23 protein-coding genes and 1 pseudogene are annotated in these 22,403 nt (G+C 70.3%); 9 read left to right on the top strand and 15 right to left on the bottom strand.

Features of this window, described 5'->3' with window-relative positions; all coding sequences use genetic code 11:
* Positions 1 to 2: 2 nt before the first annotated feature.
* From RLT57_RS12125 to RLT57_RS12110, 4 genes are all read right to left on the bottom strand, one after another.
* Entirely contained in the window at positions 3 to 542 is a 540-nt protein-coding gene (locus tag RLT57_RS12125; RefSeq protein WP_311297405.1) for an IS3 family transposase, read from the bottom strand.
* On the bottom strand, positions 476 to 892 hold the full coding sequence (locus tag RLT57_RS12120) for an IS3 family transposase (protein WP_311297404.1): 417 nt from the start codon (positions 890 to 892) through the stop codon (positions 476 to 478). Before RLT57_RS12120 ends, RLT57_RS12125 begins: the two co-directional genes overlap by 67 nt.
* Positions 892 to 1,182 carry a transposase gene (locus RLT57_RS12115; RefSeq protein WP_311297403.1) on the bottom strand — a complete coding sequence of 97 codons (291 nt, stop codon included), beginning with the start codon at positions 1,180 to 1,182 and terminating at the stop codon, positions 892 to 894. The genes RLT57_RS12120 and RLT57_RS12115 overlap by 1 nt, the downstream gene beginning before the upstream one ends.
* A gap of 67 nt (positions 1,183 to 1,249) precedes the next feature.
* Positions 1,250 to 1,567, bottom strand: a complete 318-nt coding sequence (locus RLT57_RS12110; protein ID WP_311297402.1) for a hypothetical protein — start codon at positions 1,565 to 1,567, stop codon at positions 1,250 to 1,252.
* 593 nt (positions 1,568 to 2,160) lie between these two features.
* Between RLT57_RS12110 and RLT57_RS12100 the strand changes: the two genes are divergently transcribed.
* Positions 2,161 to 2,325 (top strand): hypothetical protein, encoded by a 165-nt coding sequence (locus RLT57_RS12100; protein WP_311300927.1) that lies wholly within the window; start codon positions 2,161 to 2,163, stop codon positions 2,323 to 2,325.
* Between the two features lie 130 nt (positions 2,326 to 2,455).
* Here the strand turns inward: RLT57_RS12100 and RLT57_RS12095 are convergent, their stop codons facing one another.
* The gene (locus RLT57_RS12095) at positions 2,456 to 2,641 is read right to left on the bottom strand and encodes a hypothetical protein (RefSeq protein WP_311300926.1); all 186 of its coding nucleotides are present in this window, start codon (positions 2,639 to 2,641) and stop codon (positions 2,456 to 2,458) included.
* A 77-nt stretch (positions 2,642 to 2,718) separates the two neighbouring features.
* Here RLT57_RS12095 and RLT57_RS12090 point away from each other — a divergent pair, with 77 nt between their 5' ends.
* Positions 2,719 to 4,836 carry an FUSC family protein gene (locus tag RLT57_RS12090; RefSeq protein ID WP_311297401.1) on the top strand — a complete coding sequence of 706 codons (2,118 nt, stop codon included), beginning with the start codon at positions 2,719 to 2,721 and terminating at the stop codon, positions 4,834 to 4,836.
* A 249-nt stretch (positions 4,837 to 5,085) separates the two neighbouring features.
* Here the strand turns inward: RLT57_RS12090 and RLT57_RS12085 are convergent, their stop codons facing one another.
* Positions 5,086 to 5,766 (bottom strand): TetR/AcrR family transcriptional regulator, encoded by a 681-nt coding sequence (locus tag RLT57_RS12085; RefSeq protein ID WP_311297400.1) that lies wholly within the window; start codon positions 5,764 to 5,766, stop codon positions 5,086 to 5,088.
* A gap of 156 nt (positions 5,767 to 5,922) precedes the next feature.
* On the opposite strand from RLT57_RS12085, the gene RLT57_RS12080 reads away from it, so the two are divergent.
* Together RLT57_RS12080 and RLT57_RS12075 are read left to right on the top strand one after the other, a co-directional pair.
* Positions 5,923 to 7,512, top strand: a complete 1,590-nt coding sequence (locus tag RLT57_RS12080; RefSeq protein WP_311297399.1) for a GMC family oxidoreductase — start codon at positions 5,923 to 5,925, stop codon at positions 7,510 to 7,512.
* A gap of 148 nt (positions 7,513 to 7,660) precedes the next feature.
* A pseudogene (locus tag RLT57_RS12075) lies at positions 7,661 to 7,867 on the top strand (hypothetical protein); the annotation flags it as partial.
* A 55-nt stretch (positions 7,868 to 7,922) separates the two neighbouring features.
* Here RLT57_RS12075 and RLT57_RS12070 read toward each other — a convergent pair.
* The 9 genes from RLT57_RS12070 to RLT57_RS12030 are packed head-to-tail and all read right to left on the bottom strand — an operon-like array spanning position 7,923 to position 16,238.
* Complete coding sequence (locus tag RLT57_RS12070; RefSeq protein ID WP_311297398.1) at positions 7,923 to 9,272, bottom strand: ammonium transporter; 1,350 nt, start codon at positions 9,270 to 9,272, stop codon at positions 7,923 to 7,925.
* Positions 9,273 to 9,314: 42 nt separating this feature from the next.
* Complete coding sequence (locus RLT57_RS12065; RefSeq protein ID WP_311297397.1) at positions 9,315 to 10,307, bottom strand: urease accessory protein UreD; 993 nt, start codon at positions 10,305 to 10,307, stop codon at positions 9,315 to 9,317.
* A gap of 1 nt (position 10,308) precedes the next feature.
* Positions 10,309 to 10,929: an urease accessory protein UreG gene (gene ureG, locus RLT57_RS12060; RefSeq protein ID WP_311297396.1), complete on the bottom strand. Its 621-nt coding sequence runs from the start codon at positions 10,927 to 10,929 to the stop codon at positions 10,309 to 10,311.
* 28 nt (positions 10,930 to 10,957) lie between these two features.
* A complete protein-coding gene (locus RLT57_RS12055; RefSeq protein WP_311297395.1) occupies positions 10,958 to 11,737 on the bottom strand; it encodes an urease accessory protein UreF in 780 nt (259 codons plus the stop codon).
* Between the two features lie 3 nt (positions 11,738 to 11,740).
* Positions 11,741 to 13,465, bottom strand: a complete 1,725-nt coding sequence (ureC, locus tag RLT57_RS12050; protein WP_311297394.1) for an urease subunit alpha — start codon at positions 13,463 to 13,465, stop codon at positions 11,741 to 11,743.
* Entirely contained in the window at positions 13,465 to 14,022 is a 558-nt protein-coding gene (locus RLT57_RS12045; RefSeq protein WP_311297393.1) for an urease subunit beta, read from the bottom strand. Before RLT57_RS12045 ends, ureC begins: the two co-directional genes overlap by 1 nt.
* Positions 14,019 to 14,912: a cobalamin biosynthesis protein CbiX gene (locus RLT57_RS12040; protein ID WP_311297392.1), complete on the bottom strand. Its 894-nt coding sequence runs from the start codon at positions 14,910 to 14,912 to the stop codon at positions 14,019 to 14,021. Before RLT57_RS12040 ends, RLT57_RS12045 begins: the two co-directional genes overlap by 4 nt.
* Positions 14,913 to 14,916: 4 nt before the next feature.
* Positions 14,917 to 15,222, bottom strand: coding sequence for an urease subunit gamma (locus RLT57_RS12035; protein WP_311297391.1), 306 nt, complete (start codon positions 15,220 to 15,222; stop codon positions 14,917 to 14,919).
* A 53-nt stretch (positions 15,223 to 15,275) separates the two neighbouring features.
* Positions 15,276 to 16,238, bottom strand: a complete 963-nt coding sequence (locus RLT57_RS12030; RefSeq protein WP_311297390.1) for an urea transporter — start codon at positions 16,236 to 16,238, stop codon at positions 15,276 to 15,278.
* Positions 16,239 to 17,019: 781 nt separating this feature from the next.
* On the opposite strand from RLT57_RS12030, the gene RLT57_RS12025 reads away from it, so the two are divergent.
* From RLT57_RS12025 to RLT57_RS12005, 5 genes are all read left to right on the top strand, one after another.
* Positions 17,020 to 17,526, top strand: coding sequence for a hypothetical protein (locus RLT57_RS12025; RefSeq protein WP_311297388.1), 507 nt, complete (start codon positions 17,020 to 17,022; stop codon positions 17,524 to 17,526).
* Between the two features lie 172 nt (positions 17,527 to 17,698).
* Entirely contained in the window at positions 17,699 to 18,154 is a 456-nt protein-coding gene (locus RLT57_RS12020) for a hypothetical protein (protein WP_311297387.1), read from the top strand.
* A 66-nt stretch (positions 18,155 to 18,220) separates the two neighbouring features.
* On the top strand, positions 18,221 to 18,466 hold the full coding sequence (locus tag RLT57_RS12015; RefSeq protein WP_311297386.1) for a hypothetical protein: 246 nt from the start codon (positions 18,221 to 18,223) through the stop codon (positions 18,464 to 18,466).
* A gap of 17 nt (positions 18,467 to 18,483) precedes the next feature.
* Positions 18,484 to 20,466, top strand: coding sequence for an ABC transporter permease (locus RLT57_RS12010; RefSeq protein WP_311297385.1), 1,983 nt, complete (start codon positions 18,484 to 18,486; stop codon positions 20,464 to 20,466).
* A 523-nt stretch (positions 20,467 to 20,989) separates the two neighbouring features.
* Positions 20,990 to 21,658: a hypothetical protein gene (locus RLT57_RS12005; protein WP_311297384.1), complete on the top strand. Its 669-nt coding sequence runs from the start codon at positions 20,990 to 20,992 to the stop codon at positions 21,656 to 21,658.
* Positions 21,659 to 22,403: the final 745 nt, after the last annotated feature.

Below are 22,403 nucleotides of genomic sequence, written 5' to 3'. Positions count from 1 at the left end.
TTTCACGCGGCTATACGAAACTCCATGTATTCGGCGTGAACTTCTCGCGGTGGGCGGTATCCGACAGCCGAGTGGAGGCGTTTGTGATTGTACCAGAGTTCGATGTATCGGGTGATGTCCTGTCGGGCGTCCTCTCGGGTCGGGTACGTCACGCGGGAAACCCGCTCGTTCTTCAGAGCGCCGAAGAATGATTCCGCCATCGCGTTATCCCAGCAGACGCCGGTACGTCCGGATGACCGGCGGAGTCCGAACCGTTTCAGCGTCGCCGCGAACTCGGCGGACATGTAGTTCGATCCGCGATCGGAGTGGAATATTGCACCGTCGGCGAGTTTCCTGTTCCGCGCCGCGTTGCGGATGGCCTGGGATATGAGAGGAATTTGGTAGTGGTCGTCCATCGCGTAGCCGATGACTTCCTTCGTGCAGCAGTCGATGACGGTTGCGAGATAAAGCCAGCCTTCTCCGGTTTTTACGTAGGTTATGTCGCCGACGAGTTTTTCGCCGGGCGCGTCGGCGGTGAAGTTCCGGCCGACAAGGTCCGGCACGTCGCTGGCTGCGGCCTGGGTGAGCGACCACCGCTTCGGCTTGGTTGGCAGGGCGCCAGACCCAGCTCACGCATCAGCAGGCGGACCAGCTCCCGGTCGGCGGGGCGGCCCCAGCGGACGAGCTGGGCGTGGACGCGCCGGTATCCGTAGGTGCTGTCCGACATGTCGAATGCCTTCTTGGTGAGCAGTTTCAATTCCTCGCGCCGCTGGACTGTGGCGGATTCCGGGCGGTTCCGCCATTCGTAATAGCCGGACTTGGACACGTCGAGCCGTTCACACATGAACTCGCCGGGATGCGCGTACTCCGTGGTGTCGGGCCGCATCGTCTCGATGAACCCGTACCTGCTCACTACCGGGGATCCTTCGCGAAGTACGCCGCGCATTTTTTCAGGAAAACGTTCTCCGTCTCCAGTTCACGGATACGCCGGTCCTGTTCCTTCAGGCGTGCCCGCTCGTCCAGCGTCAACGGCGAACCTGCCGCTGGCTCGTTCTGCTTCTGGTACTTTTTCACCCATCCCCGGAGCGTCTCCGGGTTCAATTCGAGCTCGCGGGCCGTCTCAGAGATGGTCCTACAGGACTGGAGTGCGACTTGGACAGCTTCCTCACGGAACTGCGGGGTGTACTTACCGGGTGGTGCCACTTCGTGCTTCCTCGTTTCCTTGACAGGACAACCCTATTGGGTCCCTGTCCGGAAGCTTCGGGGCACCTCAGCGGCCGAGCTGGTCGGACCGGCGTTTTGGGTGGGTCCAGGTGCCGGTCATCAGCAGTGCGGGCACCCGCAGTTCGTCATCGGCCCAGGTGCCCTCGGGCATGGTGGACAGCGTCACCGTGACACCGAAGACCTGCCCGTCCTCGCAGGCCCCCCAGACCATCGCCTGCCCGTCCTCCCCCTCCTCACCGGCGAGGTCCTGGGCCACGGAGAAGTCCAGGAGCGCGGTGTCGATGCCGCGCTCGCGCAGCCACGTGGTGCGGGCCCGGATCAGGTCCGCGATGTCCTGGCGGTCCGTGCGGGTGGCCGGCCTCATCTCATACATGGGCACCCCAACGCGCCAGGTGTTCGACCGGTCCGGCTCCGCAGGGGCCGGAGGGGGGAGTCCGGGGCGCTGGCACGGTGGTCAGTCGAGGCCTGCTGTGGTGTCGCCGGCCGTGGTTGCTCGTCCGGGTGAACCGGCGGTCCTCGGGGATTGCCGTCGCCTGTAGCGGTGAGCTTCCCCTCGGAAGCGAATTCCACCCTCAGGGCCGAGGCGAGGCGGGCGGCGCGTTGACTGAAGCTGATGGGACGTTCGACGGGGGTGACCCTGCTGCGCACGTATGTGATGGCGTTGCCGCCCACGGTGGATCCGCGGACGGTTGACAAGATCCTTCCCATCGGGCGGAGCACTGGCTACCGCCTCGCAAAGCAAGGCGAGTACCCGTGCAAGGTGCTGAGGCTCGGCAATGCCTACCGGGTAGTGACCGCTGACCTTCGGCGTGTCCTGGCGCTTGAGGGAGCAGCTGCGGTGGCAGAGCCTGCGGCACCGCCGGTTCAAGTCGGCTTTCCTCGGCGTACGGGGGGTGAGGCAGGGCTGCTGCTGTCATTGCGGATGCCGATGCCTGTCGGTTCCGTAGGGGGTGGATTGTGGAGGTTCGACAAGCGCTGTCCTCCGCTTCGGCCGACCGCGCCAGCGCTGATCCCGGTGGCCGCTCGGCGGCTTCGCCGGCCTCCTGGTGTGCGCGGCCAGTCTGCGCGGGCGTCGGCGAGGTGCTGCGCGACCTGGTCGAGGCGGTCAACCTGGGCGCGTGACGTGGCAGTGACGTCCGTGACCCCCTGTGGGTTCACGTCCTTCACGACGCAGTCCTTGACGACTGCGATGGTCGCGGTCGGGACGCGGTGGGCGGGGACGGCGGGCATGGGAGGAGCACGTGATCGTCGCTCAGAACACGTTCTCTGCGTGGATCTCGCGGCCCTCATCGATACCGAAGGAAGTGTCGATCACCATCGGTTGGCCGGGGAAATCCGTATAGCGAGTCACATCGGGGAGAGAAAACCGGGGCCGACTGTGGGGCGCACCGGCGGCGGCAGCAGCCGCGCCTGGCGGCTCCGCGCTGGCGGCGTACACCCCTCCCACCCTATATATGTATGATACATTTATCGATGTCGTTGACGGGATGCCCCAGGGGCAGGTGAGGCAGGGAGATGATCCGCAGGAGTGCCGCCCGTATCGGCAGTCGTTGGGCTGCCCTCGATCCCGGGCTCGCACGCTGGCGCGGCGCGTGGGCCGCGACCGTCTGCCTGGGCGTCACGCTGGCCGTCGAGTATGTGCTCTCACCCGTACCCTTCGGGGGACGCGGCGCCCTGACGGGCATGCTCGTCGGCGGGGTCGCCGCGATGCAGGCGTCGGGCGCCCTTCTGCACCCCTCCTGGCGGCACCGCGTCCGCTTCGCCGCCCTGCAACCGGTGGCCGCCGGCGCGGGGCTCGCCGCGGCGGTCGTCGTCCGGACCTCGTCCGGATTCACCGGCGTGCTGTTCGGATTTGTCGTCCTGACCTTCCTCGCGGTACAGGTCCGCCGGCTCGGCCCTCCCTTCGTGATCATGGGTCTGCTGTCCTGGGCCGGCTACTACATGGGTGTGGTCATCCGGCCCCCGGCGTCCGAGCTGCCCTATCTGCTCTGGGCGCAGGTGCTTGCCGGCGTGTGCAGCGGCGTTCTGTCGCTGACCGTGTTCCGCCACCGGCCGCGAGCCTCGCTGCGCCACGCGCTCCGTGCCTGGCGCGCACGCGGCGAACTGCTCTTCGCGGCGGCCTGCCGACTGCTCGAGGCCCCCGACCGTTCTTCCCGTGCCCGGCGGTTCAGCGCGCGCCATGCCGTCCTGGGCTCCTCCGCCCTGGCGGTCGAAGGCTGGCTCGCGTACGCGCCGGTGTTCGCACCGGGCGGACGCGCCGCCCATGTACGCCGTCGGCTCCTTGAGAGCCAGGTCGCCGCGGACTCTCTCGCGCACGCGGTCCGCGACCTCGGCGGGGCGCTGGACGAGCGACCCGCGCACCCCGCCGCCGCCCGTGCGCAGGCCCTGGGCCTCCTGCGGCCCCTTGCCCGAGGTGAGCACCAGGCAGCGTGGGACGAGGCGCTGCGGATACGCGCGGTCCGGACCCCGGCGGGTGAGGCCGACCACGACGACGCCCTCGGTGTCCTCGCGGACTCGGCCCTGGCTTTCCTGCGAGCCGGACGGGACTGGCAGGAGGAACCCCTGCCGGAGTTCGCCGCGGTCGGGTTCACCCCCGTCGCCGCCCCGGCGGCGACGGGCGTCAGTCCTCGGGCCCGCGGGGCGGACACCGCCGCCGGCCGTCCTCGTCTGGCCTCGCTCCGCCGGCTCCTGGCGGATGTGACCACACGCTACGCGACCCAGGCCGCCTTGGCGGTCGCGCTCGCCATTCTGCTGGGACGTCTCATCTCGTCGACGCAGTACTACTGGTCGCTCATCGCGGTCTTCATCGTTCTTCTCGGGCCGACGACCCGGGAGCAGACCCTCGTCAAGGGCGCTCACCGGCTCATCGGAACCCTCGCGGGGTGCCTGGCCGCTGTGCCGGTGACAACTCTGCTGGACGGCCGTTCGGGCCCGGTCATCTGTGTCGTACTCGTGAGCTGCCTGCTGGGCCACTACCTGGCGCCCGTGTCCTATACGTTCCTCGCCTTCTTCATCACCGTCTGCGTCTTCCAGACCTACGCCGCCATGCATCACTACGAGTCGGCGCTTGTTCCGACCCGGCTGTCGGAGACCGCCCTCGGCGCGGCCCTGGCCGTCGGCATGGCGTTCGGCGTACTGCCGGTCCGGGCACGGGACACCGTCGACCTCGCGCGCAGCGGGTTCGTGCAGGCGACCAGCACTCTGCTCGACGAACTGGCCGGCACCGGTTCCCGACCGAACGCCGACGACACGCGTCTACCGCTGCGCATACGGCAGGTCGACGCACACAGCCACCGGTGGCACGCCGCGGTACTGATGCGGCCCGCGTTGACCCGCGCGGATCGGAGCCGCACCCGCGCGCAGGTCGAGGCCCACCGAGCCCTCACCGTCGCGTTGCGCCACCTGACCGTGTCCGCGCCTGTCGATGGACGCGGCGCGGCGGCCACCATCGCGCAGAACCTGGGATACCTCGCGCACACGGTGTCGCGGCTCGGCCAGGACGGCCCCGCCCTGCCCGTTCTCCCTTCCGGGAACGCATCATCTCCCTTCGCCGCCGACGACGAGCACTTGGCGTCGTTGCGGTGCCTGGTCTCCGCGGTCATGAAGCCTGAGGTCCCCGCCGTCCGGCGGTAGCGCGGCTTCGAAGCGGCACTCGTTGCTGTCCGGTGACCGTCCGGCATCCGTCCCAGAGGCGGTCACCGTGAGAGCCGCCGGACGCTCACGTTCAAGCGGAGTCGGACCCGGAGCCGTCGTGGGTCGAGCGCCGACCGGGCCGCGACGCGCGGTGTGACCGGATCAATACGGGGAGGGCACCACGTTTTCCCCGAGCCGCTCCCCTGCGGCCGCCGGGAGCCCCCGCGGCGCTCCGAGGGCGTCAACTCATCATTCGGCCGGTCCTTCCCGGTACGGCAGGCCCGCCAACGCGTGTCCGAGGGTGCGTCGCAGTTCCAGCACGGAACGGGGCGTCGGCGGGCTCGGCGGCGCGGGCGGCGGGGAGGCGGTCAGGGAGGCGAGGGTGAGATCGAGGAACCTGCGGGAAGCGCTCGCCGGGTCGCCGAACCCGCTGTGGGCGAGCTGCTCGTTGAGGGCCAACGCGAGCAGGAGGTCCTCGATCCACCGGTCGGCCCGAATCGATCCTTCGGCCTTGGCGCGTTCGACGAGAAGTTCGAGGTCGGCCAGGGTCTTTCCCCGCAGCCGGTCGACCTCGGCGTTCTGGCCTGACGGGATGGCGCGCAGGGCGCTCATGTACGCGGGGTTGTCGATCTGTTCGGCGAACAGCCACTCCAGGAAGGACCGGACTCCGTCCCCGCCGCTCGCCCGGTCCATCGCTTCGGCCAGCACGGCTTCACTGCGTCGCAGGTTGACGACGAGAATCGCGCTGATGAGGTCGCGCCGGGTCGGGAAATGCCGGTAAAGGGTGGCATTGCCCACTCCGGCTCGCCTGGCTATCACGTCCAGCGGGCCGTCGATCCCGTGCCGCGTGAACACCTCGCGCGCCGCTGTGATCAGCGCCTCACGGTTGCGCAGTTGGTCCTTGCGAGGGCGTTGCCGGGGGGCGGTCATGCTCCCCACCCTACTCAGTCCGTACGACTGGAAAGGGAAACGTGGATAGATCCCCGTTTCAGAGGTATGGTGGCAGGGAAGGCAAAGCAGTCGAACCGGGGCGGGCGGGGCCCGCCCCGGTGGCAGGGGGACAGGACCACAGGAAGAAGCTCCGCTGTGCAGTACGACTACATCATCGTTGGCGCTGGGGCGGCGGGCTCAGTGCTCGCCAACCGGCTTTCCGAGAACCCGCGGCACGAGGTCCTGCTGCTGGAATACGGGGGCGCGGACACCAACCCCATGCTCTACATCCCCAAGGGTTTCTATTTCACGCTCAAGGGTGACCGCTACACATACCACTACAAGACCCAGCCGGTCGGCCCAGGTCGCCAGGTCGAGGACTGGACCCGGGGCAAGGTGCTGGGCGGTTCCACAGCCGTCAACGGCATGATGTGGACCCGGGGTGCCGCCGCGGACTGGGACGGCCTGGCCGCGCGGGGCAACCCCGGCTGGGACTGGGAGGCGGCCCTGGCCGCTTACCGGACCATGGAGGACCACTCCCTCGGCGCCTCCGACATGCGCGGCGCCGGCGGGCCCCTCGGCGTCTCCATCGCCGAGAACGACGACGAGGTGGTGCGGGCGATCCTGGGCTCGGCGCAAGCCCATGGGTGGGAGCAGGTCGACGACACCAACGCGTACGACCATGAGCGCATCGGGTTTACTCCGTCGACCATCCGCAACGGTCTGCGCACCAGCGCCTACAGCGCGTTCGTCCGCCCGGTGCGCAAGCGGAAGAACCTGACCGTCGCCACCCGCACCAAGGCCGGCTATCTCGTCTTCGACGGCAACCGGGTCGTCGGAGTCAGGGCCCGCAAGGGTGATCATGCCGTGGAGTACCGGGCGCGGAAGGAAGTCATCCTCTCGGGCGGCTCGGTGGAGTCCACGCTGCTGCTGGAGCGCTCGGGCATCGGCCGGCCCGACATCCTCCGCGCCGCGGGTGTCGAACCGCGAGTGGAGAGCCCCAACGTCGGCGAGCGGGTCATCGAGCAGCGCGGGGTCAGCATCCAGGTGCGGCTCAAGCAGCAGATCGGCCCGACCCAGCAGCTCAACTCCGTGCCCAAGCAAGGCTGGGAAGGGCTGAAGTACCTCCTCTCCCGCGGCGGGCCCATCGCCACCGGTGGCTACGACCTCATCTGCCAGTTCAAGTCCTCGCCCGACCTCGACCGGCCGGACATCCAGGGGATCTGGGTGCCGATGGCGCTGGACACCTCCAGCCCGTCCATGAAGCTGGCGAAGCACTCCGGCATCATGTTCATGGGCTACCAGATGAGGCCCAACACCACCGGTTCCGTGCACCTCAGCGGGCGGCTGCCGGAAAACGCGCCGATCATCGAAGCCCGGTTCCTCCAGGACGAGGCGGATCGCGCGGCCACTGCCCCCATCCTGGACATCGCACGGTCGGTGGTGGCGAAGGGACCCCTTGCCGACTACGTCCTCGACGAGGAGTTCCCCGGAGCCGGCGTCTCCACCGCGGACGAGGTACTCCGCTACGCCCTCGACACCGGCTCCGGCATCTACCACGCCGTCGGGGCGAACGCGATGGGTCCCGACGACGAGGACGTGGTCGACGCGCGGCTTCGCGTCCGCGGTGTCACCGGCCTGCGAGTCGTCGACGCCTCCGTCCTCCCGGTCCAGGTCGCCGGCAACACCGCCGCCCCGGCCATGGTGACGGGCTGGATCGCCGCCGACTTCATCCTGGAGGAGTGACGAGGCCGCACCGACGGATGCGCGGACTTCGGGCAGGCTGAAGACGGCGTCTTCAGCCTGCCCGAAGGACCTCGTCCGGCAGGAGACTCTGGGCGCCACCCGGCAGACCTGGAACCTCGACGCCGCGCAGCGCCTGCTGCCCAGCCGCCCGGGGCCCGGTACGACCGTGGTGCGCAACACGGTCTACTTCGACGGCAACGCGACCACCGGCGCGCTGTGGATCCTCGCGACCTCAGCGTTCGGTGGTGCCGCTGTGGTGACCCTCGCCGCCGTTCTCTCCGCCGGGGTCGAGGCGGCTCCCGCTCGACAGCGGCAGCCGGAGCCCGAGGGGCTGCTGCCGGGGTGCCGCACCTGATCGCCCCCGGCGGGTGCGACCCGGGGCGCAGCCGGGCGAACCGGTAGGGTCGCCGCTAACTCGCCTCCTCCCGGTTCTTGAGCAGCCGGCTGATCTCCTGGATGAGTTCGGAGTCGCTGCCGGCCGGCTTTCCGGAGACCAGCGCCTCCAGACGTTCGGCGGTCCCGAAGTCGTAGGCCCGTTCCGCCTCTTCGCCCGGAACCGCGTCGTACCGCTGCCCGGAGCGGAATCCGACGGTGGTGTCCACCGCCTTCGCGATGATCCAGGTGAGGACGAAGGAGAAGGCCGTCACGGAGAGGATGGCGATGAGCTGTTTGCCCAGCAGGCTCCAGCCGCCGCCGTAGAAGAGGCCCTCGGTCCCACTGATGCGTGAGGTGGCGAACAGCCCCACCATGACCAGGCCGACGAGGCCGCCGGCACCGTGTACGCCGACGACGTCCAGGGTGTCGTCCACGCCGAGGCGGTACTTCAGGGTAATGGCGTACGCGCAGACGGCGCCGACTACCAGACCGGTGATGACGGCTCCCAGGGTGTTGACCTCCCCGCAGGCCGGAGTGATCGCGACCATACCCGCGACGGCTGCGGAGACGACCCCCACGGTGGTGACGCGGCCGGTGCGCCGCTTCTCCACGAGCGGCCAGGTGGCCATGGCGCCCGCGGCGCCCAGTTGGGTGTTGAGGAAGGCTGCCGCCGCCGTGCCCTGATCCGTGAGCGCGGAGCCCGAGTTGAAGCCGAACCAGCCGAACCAGAGCAGTCCGGCGCCGATGACGACGAGCGGGATGTTGCTCGGTCGCTCTTCCTGGCGGGCCAGGTCGCGCGGGGCGCGGAGCGCGAGGGCCACGGCCAGCCCGGCGACGCCGGAGTTCAGCTCCACCGGCAGCCCGCCGGCGAAGTCAAGTGCCCCGAGGTGCTTGACGATCCAGCCGTTCGGGTCGAACACCCAGTGGGCGAGGGGGACGTAGACGATGAGCAGCCACAGGACCACGAAGACGAGCCAGCCCTTCATGGTGGCGCGGTCCGCGATCGATCCGCTGATCAGTGCGACGGTGATGATCGCGAAGCCCATCTGGAACGTGCTGTAGAGATATGTGGGGATATCGCCGGTCAGGGTGGTGAGGCCGACCCCCCGCATGAACGCGTGATCGACTCCGCCGATCAGACCGACGCCGCCGACGTCGGGACCGAAGGCCAGCGAATAGCCGACGGCCCACCAGAGGAGGGTGCCGAAGGCGAGTGCGGCGAAACTCATTTTGATCATCATCAGGACGTGCCTGCCGCGCACCATGCCGCCGTAGAAGAACGCCAGTGCCGGTGTCATCAGCAGTACCATCGCGGTGGAGGCGAGCAGCCAGGCGGTGTCCCCTGAGTCGTACGCGGGCGGCATCGGCGCGGGATCGGCGAGCATCGGCGGACACCTCGTGGAGTGAAGGGGCGGTACCGGGGGCGTTCAGGGTTTGCGCAGGTCGGGGGCCGGGTGACCGGTCAGCAGACGGCGTACGGCGTCCCAGGCGGTGTGCCTGGCCGCGGCGACCAGGACCGGGCTGTCACCGAGGACGCGGACCCAGGCCCCGCACTCTCCGGGCAGCACGCTGGCGCCGTAGAGCGGACCGAGGTCCGCCAGCGCGTGGTGCAGGGCGCTTGCGACCTCCGCCGCGGGGGCGCGGTCGGTGACCACGAAGACCGAGGCGACGTGGTCGTGCCCGGCGAACACCCCCGGTCCGGCGACCTCCGACCGCCCCCGCCCCGATCCCGGCGCCAGCCGCAGGGTGTCGACGGCGAGGAGTGTGCCGTCGGGGCGGCGGATGTGGAGATCGGTGGCGAGCACCCGGTAGTCGTGCCGTTCGCCGCGAGCGAGCCGTCCGGCCGTCAGGGTGTCCCCGATGACCACGGTGGCCCCGGGGGCGACGGTGACCTCGGTGCGCTGGTAGTACCGGGCGTCCCTGAACGGGATCAGCGGATCGGGGAGGTACTCGACGTACGAGCCGTCCTCCGCCGTGAGGTGCACTCGCTGGCTGGCGTAGTCGTGCTCCATCCGGAAGACCTTCGTCGCCGCCTGCGTGGTCAGATGGACCTCGGTGCCGGGGCCGCAGCGGAAGTCCATCCGGTACCGGTCCGCCTGGGCGACGCCTCCGCCGGTCGACATCAGGTACACGTGACTCATGCCGGGCATCATCGGGTCGATCCACAGCGGCCGCATGATCTGCAGGGGACTCTTCTGGTAGCGCTGGACCAGTTCGGTACGGCCGGCCCGGACCGCGAACGCCAGATCCAGGATGCCGACCTTGGCCGGTGACCCGGGTGCGAGCGTGTCGGGCACGGATGCCAGGGCCGCGACATCGGGTGGCAGGCGACGCGCCGCGTAGTACTCCGGCGCGAGCCTGTCTACGGCGCCCCGCGGGGGAACGGAGGGTGCGCGCGAGGGCGCCGAGGTGCCGGACATGTCAGATCAGCGCCTTGCGCCGGGATTCGAGGTAGTCGGCGACGTCGGCGATGCCGACGCCCGTGAGGCAGTCCGTCAGGACGACGGGCCGGTTGTCGCGGACCCGGTACGCGTCCGACTCCATGACGCCGATGTCGGTACGGACGTATTGCGCGATGTCGATCTTGTTGATGACGAGCAGATCGGAATCGGTGATGCCGGGGCCGCGTTTGCGGGGCATCTTCTCGCCTTCCGCCGTGTCCAGCACGAAGAGGAAGACATCGACGAGCGCCGGGCTGAACGTGAGTGTGAGGTTGTCCCCGCCGGACTCGTACAGCAGCGTGTCGGTGTCGGGGAAGTGCTCCAGCAACTCGGCTCCGGCCGCCAGGTTCATCGTCGGGTCGTCGCGTACGGCGGTGTGCGGGCATGCTCCCGTCTCCACTCCCACGATCCGCTCCGGTTCCAGGACTCCGTCGAGCGTGCGGCGGATGTGGTCGGCGTCCTCCTTGGTGTAGATGTCGTTGGTGATGACCGAGGGGTGGCGGCCGAGTGCGATGAGTGTCGGCACCAGAGCCTCGACGAGTGCGGTCTTGCCGGAGCCGACCGGCCCGCCGATCCCGACTCTCAGTACGTTGTCGTCCACGGTTCTCCTTGATGCGGTGGCTGGGTGTTCAGCTGGCGAAAAGCCGTGCTTCTGCGCGCTCATGACGCCCTGACATGACATCGGAGGCGAAGACGGTGGCGCCCATGTCGGGTAGTTCGCGCCGTACCGCCTCCTCGACGGCGCGTTCGACGAGGGGGGCGGCCCCCCGCAACAGCGTCTGGGCCCTGCGGTGGTCCGTGAGCCGGAGCCGGAGGGCAGCCCCGGCGAAGCTGGCGCAGAAGGCGAACAGGTCACAGGCGACGGCCTGCCTGACCGGAACCCCGGTCGCCGCGTAGACGATGCCCGCGGCGACGGCCTGGGTACCGGGGGCCTCCTGGCGCCGCACCCGGGCCAAGTACGCCCTGATCAGTGGGTGGTCGAAGACTTCTGCCGCCAGGTCGAGGAGTTGCCTTCCGGTGCGGGTCGACGCCTGACGCATCTCCTGTCCCAGTTTCGTGGCGAACAGGTGGGTGTCGACGGCCGCCGCTCCATCCACATCTCCCGCCGCCGCGGCGCGGTGGGCGAGGGCGAGCGCGGTCGCGTCCGCCGGACCGACACCGTGCAGCAGCAAATCCCCCAGCAGCAGGGGAAGGCCGTCGGCGTCCACGGCGCCGGCCTGGGCGAAGCCCTCCAGACTGTGCGAGAGCGTGTAGAACCCGCTGGGGAAGGCCGAGTCGGTGAGTTGGAGAGCAATCAACAGCGACCCGAGGTCCGACCCCTCGCCGGCGCCGTCTGCCGCGTCCGCACAGGAGGCGGACGCGGTGCCGGGTGCCGGGTCTCCGAGGAGTCCTGCCGCATCGTGGCGCATCCGCTAGACCAGGAAGAACAGGTGGTTGAGGGGCAGTTCCTCAGCAGGGTCGATCGTCGCGACCCTGCCGTCGAGGGTGACCCTGAAGGTCTCCGGATCGACCCGGATGTCCGGAAGCGCGTTGTTGCGCACCATGTTGTGTTTGCCGATGGTCCGTGTGCCCCGCACCGGCAGGATCCTGCGGTCCAGGCCGAGTTCCGCCGGCACTCCGGCGGCGATGCCCGCCTGAGACATGAACGTGACGTGCGTGGCAGGCAGGGCCTTGCCGTACTGCCCGAAGCAGGGGCGGTAGATGACCGGCTGCGGGGTCGGCAAAGAGGCGTTCGGGTCACCCATCTGCGCCCAGGAGATGATGCCGCCCTTGATGACCATCTTGGGCTTGGCCCCGAAGGAGTGGATGGGCCACAGGACGATGTCGGCGATCTTCCCCTTCTCGAGCGAACCGACGTGGTCGGCGATGCCGGTGGCGATGGCGGGGTTGATCGTGACCTTCGCCAGGTAGCGAAGGACCCGTTGGTTGTCGTTCCGCGCGGAGTCACCCTCCAGGACGCCGAGTTTGTCCTTGCAGTGGTGCGCGGTCTGGAAGGCGCGCGTGACCGACTCCCCTACCCGTCCCATGGCCTGGGAGTCGGAGGAGAACATGCTGATCACACCGAGGTCGTGGAGCACCGACTCGGCGGCGATCGTCTCGGCACGGACCCGGCTGTCCGCGAAGGACACGTCCTCGGGGATGTCGTGGCTGAGGTGGTGGCACACCATGACCATGTCGAGGAGTTCGTCGACGGAGTTCTTGGTGTAGGGCAACGTCGGATTGGTGGAGGACGGCAAAACGTTGGGCTCACCCGCGACGCGCAAGATGTCCGGGGCGTGGCCGCCGCCGGCACCCTCGCTGTGGAAGGTGTGGATGGCGCGCCCGTCGATCGCGGAACGGGTGTCCTCGAAGAAGCCGCTCTCGTTCAGGCTGTCCGTGTGAATGGCGACCTGTACGTCATGGTGGTCGGCGACGTCGAGCGCGTTGTCGATCACCGCCGGAGTGGCGCCCCAGTCCTCGTGCACCTTCAGGGCGCAGGCACCTGCCTCGATCTGCTCGTTCAGGGCCTCCGGCAGGCTGCCGTTCCCCTTGCCCATGATGCCGAGGTTCACCGGCCAGCCCTCGGCAGCCTGGAGCAGCCGGGCGATGTTGTACGGCCCCGGGGTGCACGTGGTGCCGTTGGAACCGTCCGAGGGCCCGGTGCCCCCGCCGATGAGGGTGGTGATGCCGTTGGTGAGCGCCTGTTCGGCTTGCTGCGGGGAGATCATGTGGACGTGGGAGTCGATGGCCCCCGCGGTGGCGATGAGGTGCTCGCCCGCGATGGCCTCGGTCCCCGGGCCGATGACCAGGTCCGGATGAACGTTGTTCTGGGTCTGCGGATTGCCGGACTTGCCGATCCCGGCGATCATGCCGTCCTTGATGCCGATGTCGCACTTGACGACGCCCACCACGGGGTCGATGACCACGACGTTGGTGATGACGGTGTCGAGGGCGCCCTGCGCGCTTGTCGCCTGCGGGGAGGACGCCATGCCGTCCCGCATGGTCTTCCCGCCGCCGTAGAGGACTTCGTCGCCGTACTGGCCCTCGCTGAAGTCCTTCTCGACCTCGACGACGAGATTGGTGTCGGCGAGATGGAAGCGGTCGCCGACCGTCGGGCCGAACATGTCCGTGTACTGCCTGCGGGGAAGGATGGGCATCAGCGGGAACCCTTCTTCTCGTTCTGCACGCCTTCGGTGCTCGGCCCGCCTCGGGCCCGTGCCGTGCCGGCTCCGCCGGCCCGGCCTTTCGCGCCCGGCGCCGTTTCCGCGTCGGGGCCGCTGCTGGTGGCCGCGGTGCCACGGCTGCTCCTCGCCTCGCTGCTGGTCGTGGTCTCCGGGGGTCCCTGCGCTCCCTGGAAGCCCTCTTCGATGGCCCGGCGAACGGCCTCGACCCTGGCGGGGCGGGAAGCGAGGCTGCCGTTGAGCAGGCCGCTGAAACCGACGAGACGGCCCGTACCCGCGTAGGCGCAGAGCTCGACCTCACGCGAGCCGCCGGGCTCGATGCGTACGGAGGTGCCCGCCGGGATGTTGAGATGCATCCCGAGCGCTCGCCTGCGGTCGAAGGCCAGCGCCGAGTTCACCTCGAAGAAGTGGTAGTGGGACCCGACCTGGATCGCCCGGTCGCCGGTGTTGCTGACGGTGAGTGTCACGGTGCGGCGGCCCGCGTTGATCTCGATCGGTTCCTCGCCGTAGATGTATGTCGGAGGGGTCGTCATGGGCTGATCCTCAGAACGGGGGCCGCACCGGGGATCTGGTGGTCCGGGTGCCGAAAGCCCTGCGGGTGTTCGAATTCGGGGGCCGGACCGTGCGTGTGCGGCGGGCCCGCAGTGTGGTGGTGGTCCTCGCCCGGCGGGTGAGTGTGGTGGTGGTCCTCGCCCGGCGGGTGAGTGTGGTGGTGGCCGTGCTCGTCGGCCGCCGTCAGACCGGCGGAGATCCCGTCGTCGCCGTGGTCCCGGAGACGGTGCAGGGCGGCCGAGACACGTTCGCCGATCACTCGCCGCAGCGCTGCGCGCGGAACCGGGGGACCCGCTGCCTCGACCGGCACTCCCGGGGCGTCCGGAGGCGCGGGCACCGTGAACGCGGCTGACAGCATCACCACCCGGGAGGCACCGAGCAGGGCGCAGCGCCGTACACCGTGCACGAGGTCCGGATCGCCGCCGGTGAAGGCCACTTCGACCAGGGAGTGGTCGCCGAAGCACCGTACGAGGCTTGCCGTCCGATACAGCTCGGCGTCCTCGAACGGGCCTGCGGAAGGTGCCGTCACGAGCAACGCGTCGGTGGCCGGCACCCCGCCCGCCGCGGCTCGCAACCAGCCCACGAGGTGCTGGGCAGTCCCGAAGGCTCCGGCCAGACAGGTCAGGGCACGGTGCTCGTCGGGCAGCGCCCGCAGGGTGCGCGCCGTGTCGGCGACGAGATCGGGGTCGCGCCCGAACGTCATCGGCACCACGCAGCTCGGTTCGCCCCGCCGGCCGAGCAGCGCTATGGCACGGAACAGTTCCCGTCCGTTCGGAACCACGGTCACGTCCGGGTCCACCAGGATGTCCGGCACCCGCCCGTAGGCGGCTTCGTGGCCGCACACGGCGACCACCCGGCAGCGTTCGCCCATCGGGTCAACCACCGATGGGGTCGTGGCAGGACACGAGCTTGGTGCCGTCGGTGAAGGACGCCTCCACCTGGAGCAGATTGAGCATCCGGCGTACTCCTGGCATCGTGTCGCCCTCTCCGACGACGTGACGGCCGAGATCCATGCAGTCGGCCACGCTCTTCCCGTCACGAGCCGCTTCGAGGATCGCCTCGGTGATCAGGGCGACGGACTCGCTGTAGTTGAGCTTGAGACCACGGGCACGGCGCTTGCGGGCCAGATCGGCCACCACGTACACCAACAGCTTGTCGATCTCGCGGGGAGCGAGGTTCATCGTGCTTGCCTTCCTCATCACAGTGCGGTGGAGAACACGAACGGAGGTGACCGTCAGCCGCTCGGGCGGAACCGCGGCAGGCGCGGTACCGCGGCCATGAGGACCCAGGCCGTGAGAATGAAGGGCCAGGTGAACGTGTGCCCCCCGAAGGGCTTGAAGAGCGAGGTCAAAGAGGCCGTCAGGCCGGTGGAGGCAGCGGCGCCGAACAGCGCGTACGCCGCGTTCCAGGGGGTGGGGGCCAGCAGGACCGCACCGACCGCGACAGCCACGAGCACGGCGTTGTATCCGTAGATCCCGTTGGCGATCAGCCGCGTGGGCGCTCCGAGGGCCCACGCGGCAAACATGCCGACGATGCTGCCTGCCCCGGCGAACAGGACGACACGTGCCCCGGCCAGGGCCAGACCGACGAGCATGATGAGCCCGACCTGCCACTTGTCGACGAGGAAGACCTGCGCGACGTTGCAGAAGAAGCCGTGCCACAGGTCGTCCCACGACAGCCCGGTGCCCCCGCCGGTCGTGCTGGAGACGGCCGCCGGGGCCCCGTGCCAGATCCGGCCGAAATCAGGTGCTCCGAGCACCATGACGCCGGAGACCAGGCAGAACGGTGCGGTGAGGGCGGTCAGCCCGGTGGGAGCGAGGACCGTCGAAAGCGCCGCCATCAGGATGGTGCACACGACGGCCCCCACGACGGCGAGCACATAGGTGGCCACGTGGTGGCCCAGATAGGTCACCAGTGCGATCCCCGTGAGACAGCCGCAGTAGCCCTGGAGGCCCTGCCTGACGCCCGAGCGGTCGGAGCCCAGTGCCAAGGCGGTCATGGTGGAGACCAGTGTGCCGAGGGTGGCGAAAACCCCGATTTCCCAGCCAGCTGTCCACAGTGCCAGGAGGATGACCGCACCGGTCCATGCTCCCGGCTGGAGATCCACCTGTCCGACACCGCGCGCCGAGGCGACGAGGTACGAGAGGAAGGGCTTCTCCGCCCGCTTTCGGCGGGTTGGGATCTCGACCGAAGGCAAGGCGGACTCCGTACGCGAGAGGACTGGTCAGCCGACACGGCCACAGCTTTGAGTGATATGACATGACATTGCTATGTTTAGCCCACGCGCCGTGTGCTGGCCTGTCGGTGTAGGCCGCTGGTGGGCCCTCGCCCGACGAGGGTGGCTGCGGCGTCTCCACGACTGTCTGCGCCCGGGGCGGCGGGCGCACCGATGCCGTCCACGAAATGCCGGCCGGGCCGCGACTCATCGCCGCCGCGGGGAACAGCGCGGACAGTGCCAGCGCCGACATCAGGGCTACGAGTGGTGGTCCCATCGTTCCCTCCGGGTGTCGATCATGGCCAGTCGCCGAACCCCCGCCGCGCGGGTGCGGTACGGCACGCGGACAGGGCGGACGCGCAGCAGGACGGACACGCGGATCGGCTTTCCTCAGCCCTGGGCACGCGGACCACTCTCGCCGTCCGGCCCGCCCCCGCACCCCAGGGGAAGACACTGGGCGGACCCCTGGTCCGACGATCCCGCCCGGGCCCGGGGCCGGGATCCCCTCGCACGGAGGTACGGCCCGGGGGCCGTGGGCCCGTGATCCCGGCGCGGGAACGCGTGGCTCAGCGCGGCCGGGCGGCTCCGGGGACATCAGGGTACCCAGCGTCAAGAAGAGGGCACTGGGTGCCAAGGCGACGGCGGGCCGCCCGACCTAACGTGTGGACACCGGACAGCTGGAGGGCAGCGTCCGCACCACGCAGGGCGTCACCTGTCGGACGGAGAGAACATTCTCAACGGTCGCGTCTCCCGCAAGGCCGCCATGGCCGCTGTCGTCGCCGCAGCCGGCGTTTCCGCGGTGACCACCGCACCGGCCCACGCGAGCCCGCCGCTCAACGTGTACGTCGGCAACAACTGCGGGATGTACCCGCAGGACTGCGACGGGAACGACATGGTCGGCGGCGGCCTGTACCTCTTCTACCACTCCAGGACCGGCAGCGCCCAGTTTCCCACCGGGAGCAACGCCGTCTTCTACGGGGACGTCTACAACTACGCCTCCGACACCGGGCAGGTCGGCGAGCGGACCTACGTCTACCACTACGAGTTCTTCGCAGGGAAGGGCGAGGGCTCGGGCGAGCCGGTCAAGAACAACGCGGCCGCGGCGGTCTCGTGCAGCACCGTCACGCGGGACGACTACCGGATTTACTACAACTCCGGCTACACCGGCCACTCCCAGGAATTCGACGCCGCCTATTACTGCCTCGATGCCCCGGCCATCAACCTCGACTCGACGCTCACGAACGAAAATGCCTCCCAGCACTGGGCCTAGGAGGCGGACCCTGGCGGCCATGCTGGGCGGAGCCTTGCTGCCGGCCCTGCTCGCCGGGTGTTCCGGAGGGGGCGGCGGGACGGCATCGCCCGGTGCCGTCCCGGGGCAGGCGGGGCCGGTGGCGGCTGCCGCGTGGCCCGACGCGGTGCCTCGGTCGGGGCTGGCCAAGGGGATGGTGCTGCCCCTCGAGGCGTACATGGAGGCGTATCCCGAGAGGGTCGCGATCGACCGGGCGCTGAACCGGCTGACGGAGCAGTGCATGGCGCGGTACGGCTTTACTCTCGTACTGCCGCCGCCCGGGACCACGCCCCCGCCCGACAACGACGACTCCAACATGGAGCGCCGCTACGGGATCACCGACCGGGCCGCGGCCGGGAGGTTCGCGTACACCATCGGCGACGAGGGGGAGCCAGGACAGCGGATGCCCGCGTTGTCCGACGCGGAGACGGCCGTGCTGACCGGCCGGGTGGCGGTGAAGCCGGACGCCGCGACGGCGCCGTCGACGTATCAGGGCAAAGCCGTACCGGACGGCGGGTGTGCCGCGGAGGCACGGGACAGGGTCGGTGTGTCGCTGACCGACACCAGCCTGGAGGGAAGGCTGGACGCGGACAGCCTGGACAGGTCCTAGGCGGAGCCGCGGGTCCGGCAGGCAGTCACCGCCTGGTCGCAGTGCGTGAAGAGCGGGGGTTACACCGTGGCGAGTCCGCTGCGGGCCGCCGACCTCGCCCCGTACGTCCGCGGCCGGGCGATCAGCGCCGCGGCCATCCGGGTCGCGGTCACCGACGTCGACTGCAAGGCGAGGACGGGCCTGGTGAAAACCTGGTTCGACGTCGAGTCGGGCATCCAGCGGCAACAGGTCGAGGACAACCAACTGACATTGCGGGACATACAGGGACGGATCACCGCCGTGGTCAAGGCGGCCGCCGCCGTGACCGGTTGAGGGCGAGGACGGGCACGATGACCGGGAACACGGACGAAGAGGCGGCGGCGTCGCGGCTGGTGCGGCGCCGCCGTACGGTGCTGACGCCCTCCGCGGCGGCGGTCGTGCTGTCGGTGGGCGGGCTGCTGGGGTCGGGACGGGTGCAGTCGCCGTCACAGGCGGCGGCCGACACCCGGCAGCCCAAGGCGAGCGTGATCACCGCGACCGTGGTGCGGCAGGTGCCGCGCTCAGCGGTGGTGCTGCGCGGTACGTTTTCCGACCGGCGTACGGTGTCGGCCGCGCCGACCTCGGTGGCGACGACCACGGTGCCGTCGCAGCCCGCCCGGTTGATGGTGACCGGGGTGTACGCGCACCCCGGTCAGAATGTCGGCGCCGGGCGGGTCCTCGTCGAGTTCTCCGGCCGGCCGGTCTTCGCGCTGAAGGGCGCGCTGCCGGCCTGCCGGGATCTGACGTTCGGCGAGCAGGGCAAGGATGTGGCTCGGCTACAGTCCGCACTGCGGTCGTTGGGACACCCCACCGGTTCGGACGCCAGGGGCGTGTTCAGCCCCGGTACCGAGCACGGCGCGAGGCGGATGTACGACGGTCTGGGCTATCCGGCACCCGTCAGTACGGCCAGGGCCGACGCCGTACCGGACGGGAAGCCGGCCGCCCCCGCGGACCGGAGCGGCACGCCCGGCGCGGACGGCGGGAGCGCCGACAAGCCCGCGGACCCGCCGCCGACCCCCGCGGCACCCGTCACCCACGCGATGGTGCCCACCTCCGAGGCGGTTTTCGTCCCCACGCTGCCCGCCCGGGTGGTGTCGGTGCCGGTTCGGGTCGGTGATCCGGTCAAGGGCGGCGTCGTCACTCTGGCCCGCGGCGGTATGACGCTGACCGGGCGACTCGACCCCGCGCGGGCGGGCCTGGTGACCGCAGGAATGAAGGCGCGGGTGCTGGCCGAGGCGACCGGCGCGCAGGCCGACGGCACGGTCGAGTCGGTGGGCGCACCGATGACGCCGGGCGGCGACGCGGCGGCCGGCGACGACAAGGACGGTGACGGCGCCCCCGACACCGGACCCGCCCCTCCGGGCGGCGACCACAGCCTGCCGCTGACGATCCGCCCGGCGAAGGCGTGGGACACCCGATTCGCGGGTCAGGACGTACGGATCACGATCAGCACGGCGGCCACCGACAGCGCGGTGCTCGCCGTACCGGTGGCGGCGATCTCAGCGGGGGCCGGCACCCGCACCACCGTGACGGTCGTCAGCCCCGCCGGCACACAGCGGGTCCTCCAGGTCACGGCCGGCGTGTCGGCGGACGGCACGGTCGCGGTGACACCGGTCGACAACCTGCCCGCGGTGTTCGTCGACGGCACCGCGTACACGGTCGTCGGCGTCCTCTCCGACGTGCGGCGGCTGCCGCAGATGCTGCTCGGCATGGTCGTGCCGACCAGTACGGCGCTGCGTGCCTACGGTCCGCCCGTCGACTCACCCGCGCAGGCGCTCATCCACACCCTGCCGGGTGCCGGCCGACTCATCGCTCACCAGGCTCCGTTGGCGCTGCGGCCGGACAAGCCGCAGGTCTTCACCGCCGTGCCGTCGCCGGACCCGCACGGGTTGCGCGACGAGGTCGGCAGCGACCTCTCCGGACTGTTCCTGATCCGCGCCGCGGTCTGCCTGGTCGTGGGGGCCGTCGGCATCGCCAACACCACGCTGGCGGCGGTACTCGAACGCACCGGGGAGATCGGCCTGCGCCGGGCGCTCGGCGCGCGGCCCCGGCATATCACCGCGCGGTTCTTGACCGAGTCCACCGTGCTCGGCGCGCTCGGCGGGCTGATCGGTACCGGCCTGGGGATCTCCACCGTGGTCGGCACGGCGCTGGCCAGGAACTGGACGGCGGTACTCCAGCCCTACGCGGTCCTGCCCGCACCGCTGATCGGCGCACTGACAGGCTTCGCGGCCGGGCTGTACCCCGCCCCGCGGGCCGCCGGAACCGAACCCCTGGCGGCCCTGCGCCGCTGACCCGCACGGCCCCGCCGACAGCACGCCGGCGGGGCCGTGCGCCCGCTCTCGGCCCGCACACCCACCGCCTGATCTCCCCAACCGCCCTCACCCGGCCGGGAGACCGTCGACCTCTGCCACCGACGGATCGCGTACGCCCGGCGGCAGCCACCACCGGAACCGGACACCACCGGAACCGGACACCGCCGGGTACCGGGGCACCGCCGGGTACCGGGGCACCGCCGGGTACCGGGGCACCACCCTTCGACCACCTGACATACCCGTGACTGGAGTTCCATGAGACGGAGAAGGACATCCCGTACGCCGCTCGGCCTGGCCGCGGCCGCGATGGCCGTGGCCGCGCTGCCGCAGAGCGGTTCGGCCTGGGCGGAACCGGTCGGCCCGGCCACGGCCGCACCGCGTCAGGGCGGCCCGGCGGCGGAGCCGGCCAAGCCCGCCGCACCCGCGGACAGCGGGGTGCCGCCGTCGCCGCAGGACCTGGAACGACCGGGCCCACGACCCGGACGACGGGCAGTTCCACGAGATGGACCAGCTGGACTCCGGGGTGCTGGACGACGACACCACGCTGGTCACCCTGACGGCGGGCGGCAACGACCAGGACGCCTTCTCCAACGCGTTCACGGAGTGCGCCGGACTGGTCTCCGACTGCTCCGGTCCCGGCTTCCTGGCGAAGTACGAGGGCGTCATCGACGGCGACATCGTCCCGGACACCGGGCGGACGATTCACATGATCAACGAGAGGGCACCCAACGCCCGCATCCTGCTGGTGAGTTATCCGGTCATCGTCAGCACGCAGACAGTGTGCCCGGGATCGCCGACCACGGGTCTGAACGAATCCCGGGACCTGGCCACGCTCGCCGAGTACCTGAACGACGCCGAGTCGGACATGGTCGGCGGCCTCTCGCTCGAACACCCGACGGGCGGTATCGCGATCGTCAGCCCGCTGGCGGCGTTCGCCGGCCATGCGGCGTGCGACTCCGATCCGTGGATCAACGCGGTCGTCGTCGGCCCGAACGGCGACGGCGACTTCCACAAGGGCGACCCGGAGTCCCGGCTGTGCGCCCCGGCGTGGGTGCCCGCCATCGGCCCGTGCCTGAGCCGTGAGTCCTTCCACCCGACCAGGGAGGGAAGCACCACGTACGAACACGTGGTCGAGCAATGGCTGACCTCGATCGGCTATACAGGAGGATGACCACGGAACGCCCCCGCCCCGTCCGGTCGTTCGGATGTCCTCGATCGGCCGGGTGGGCGCTGGCCGCGCTCCCCGTCCTGTTCCTCGCCGGGTGGCTGGTGCTGGGGGCGCTCCTCGCACACGGCCTCAAGCCGTACCAGCACCACCCGGTGGGCCCCGGCGCGGACGACGTGCAGCATGCCGCCGACGACACGGCGCGGCGGTTGCGGGCCGCGGACACCGACGATGAGCTGTCCGACCGGGAGATCCGGGACAGCGCCGGGGGGCGACGTGCTGGGTGTGCGGCGCAACGGCGCCGCCGTGCGCGTCGTGGTGGGGTTCACCCGCACGCGGGCCGCGACATCGGTCATTGGCGTCCCCCGGCCGCTCCTCGACTGCTTCTCCTACACCGTGGCGCCCGGAAGGGACGTCCAGGCGGTCATGACCGGCGGCTGCCCGACCGTGACCAGTTCCCCGAGGTCCGTCCCGGCCGGCCAGCCGGCCGGCTGAGACGGGCGCCGCGCGTCCACGCGCAGGACCGGTTCACCATCCGCCTCGCCGCGGAGCCGACGTGGTCCTTCGGGCCTCCCCGGTATCCGACGGGGATCGGGCGCCCCGCCTGGCCGCCGGCGTTGCCGCCCCCTCCGGTCCGGCAACGCCACGGAAGCGGCCCGCACGCCGACCGCGCAGGCGCGCCGAGCCGGGTTCCCGGGCTCCTGGGGCGGACCGAAACGTCGCCCCATTCGCCCGGTGCTTGTGGGGACGC

It is taken from the genome of Streptomyces sp. ITFR-21 (genome assembly GCF_031844685.1).
GTDB lineage: Bacteria > Actinomycetota > Actinomycetes > Streptomycetales > Streptomycetaceae > Actinacidiphila.
The sequence above is the reverse complement of the archived record's forward strand: the minus strand, read 5'-3'. Positions and strand labels throughout refer to the sequence as shown.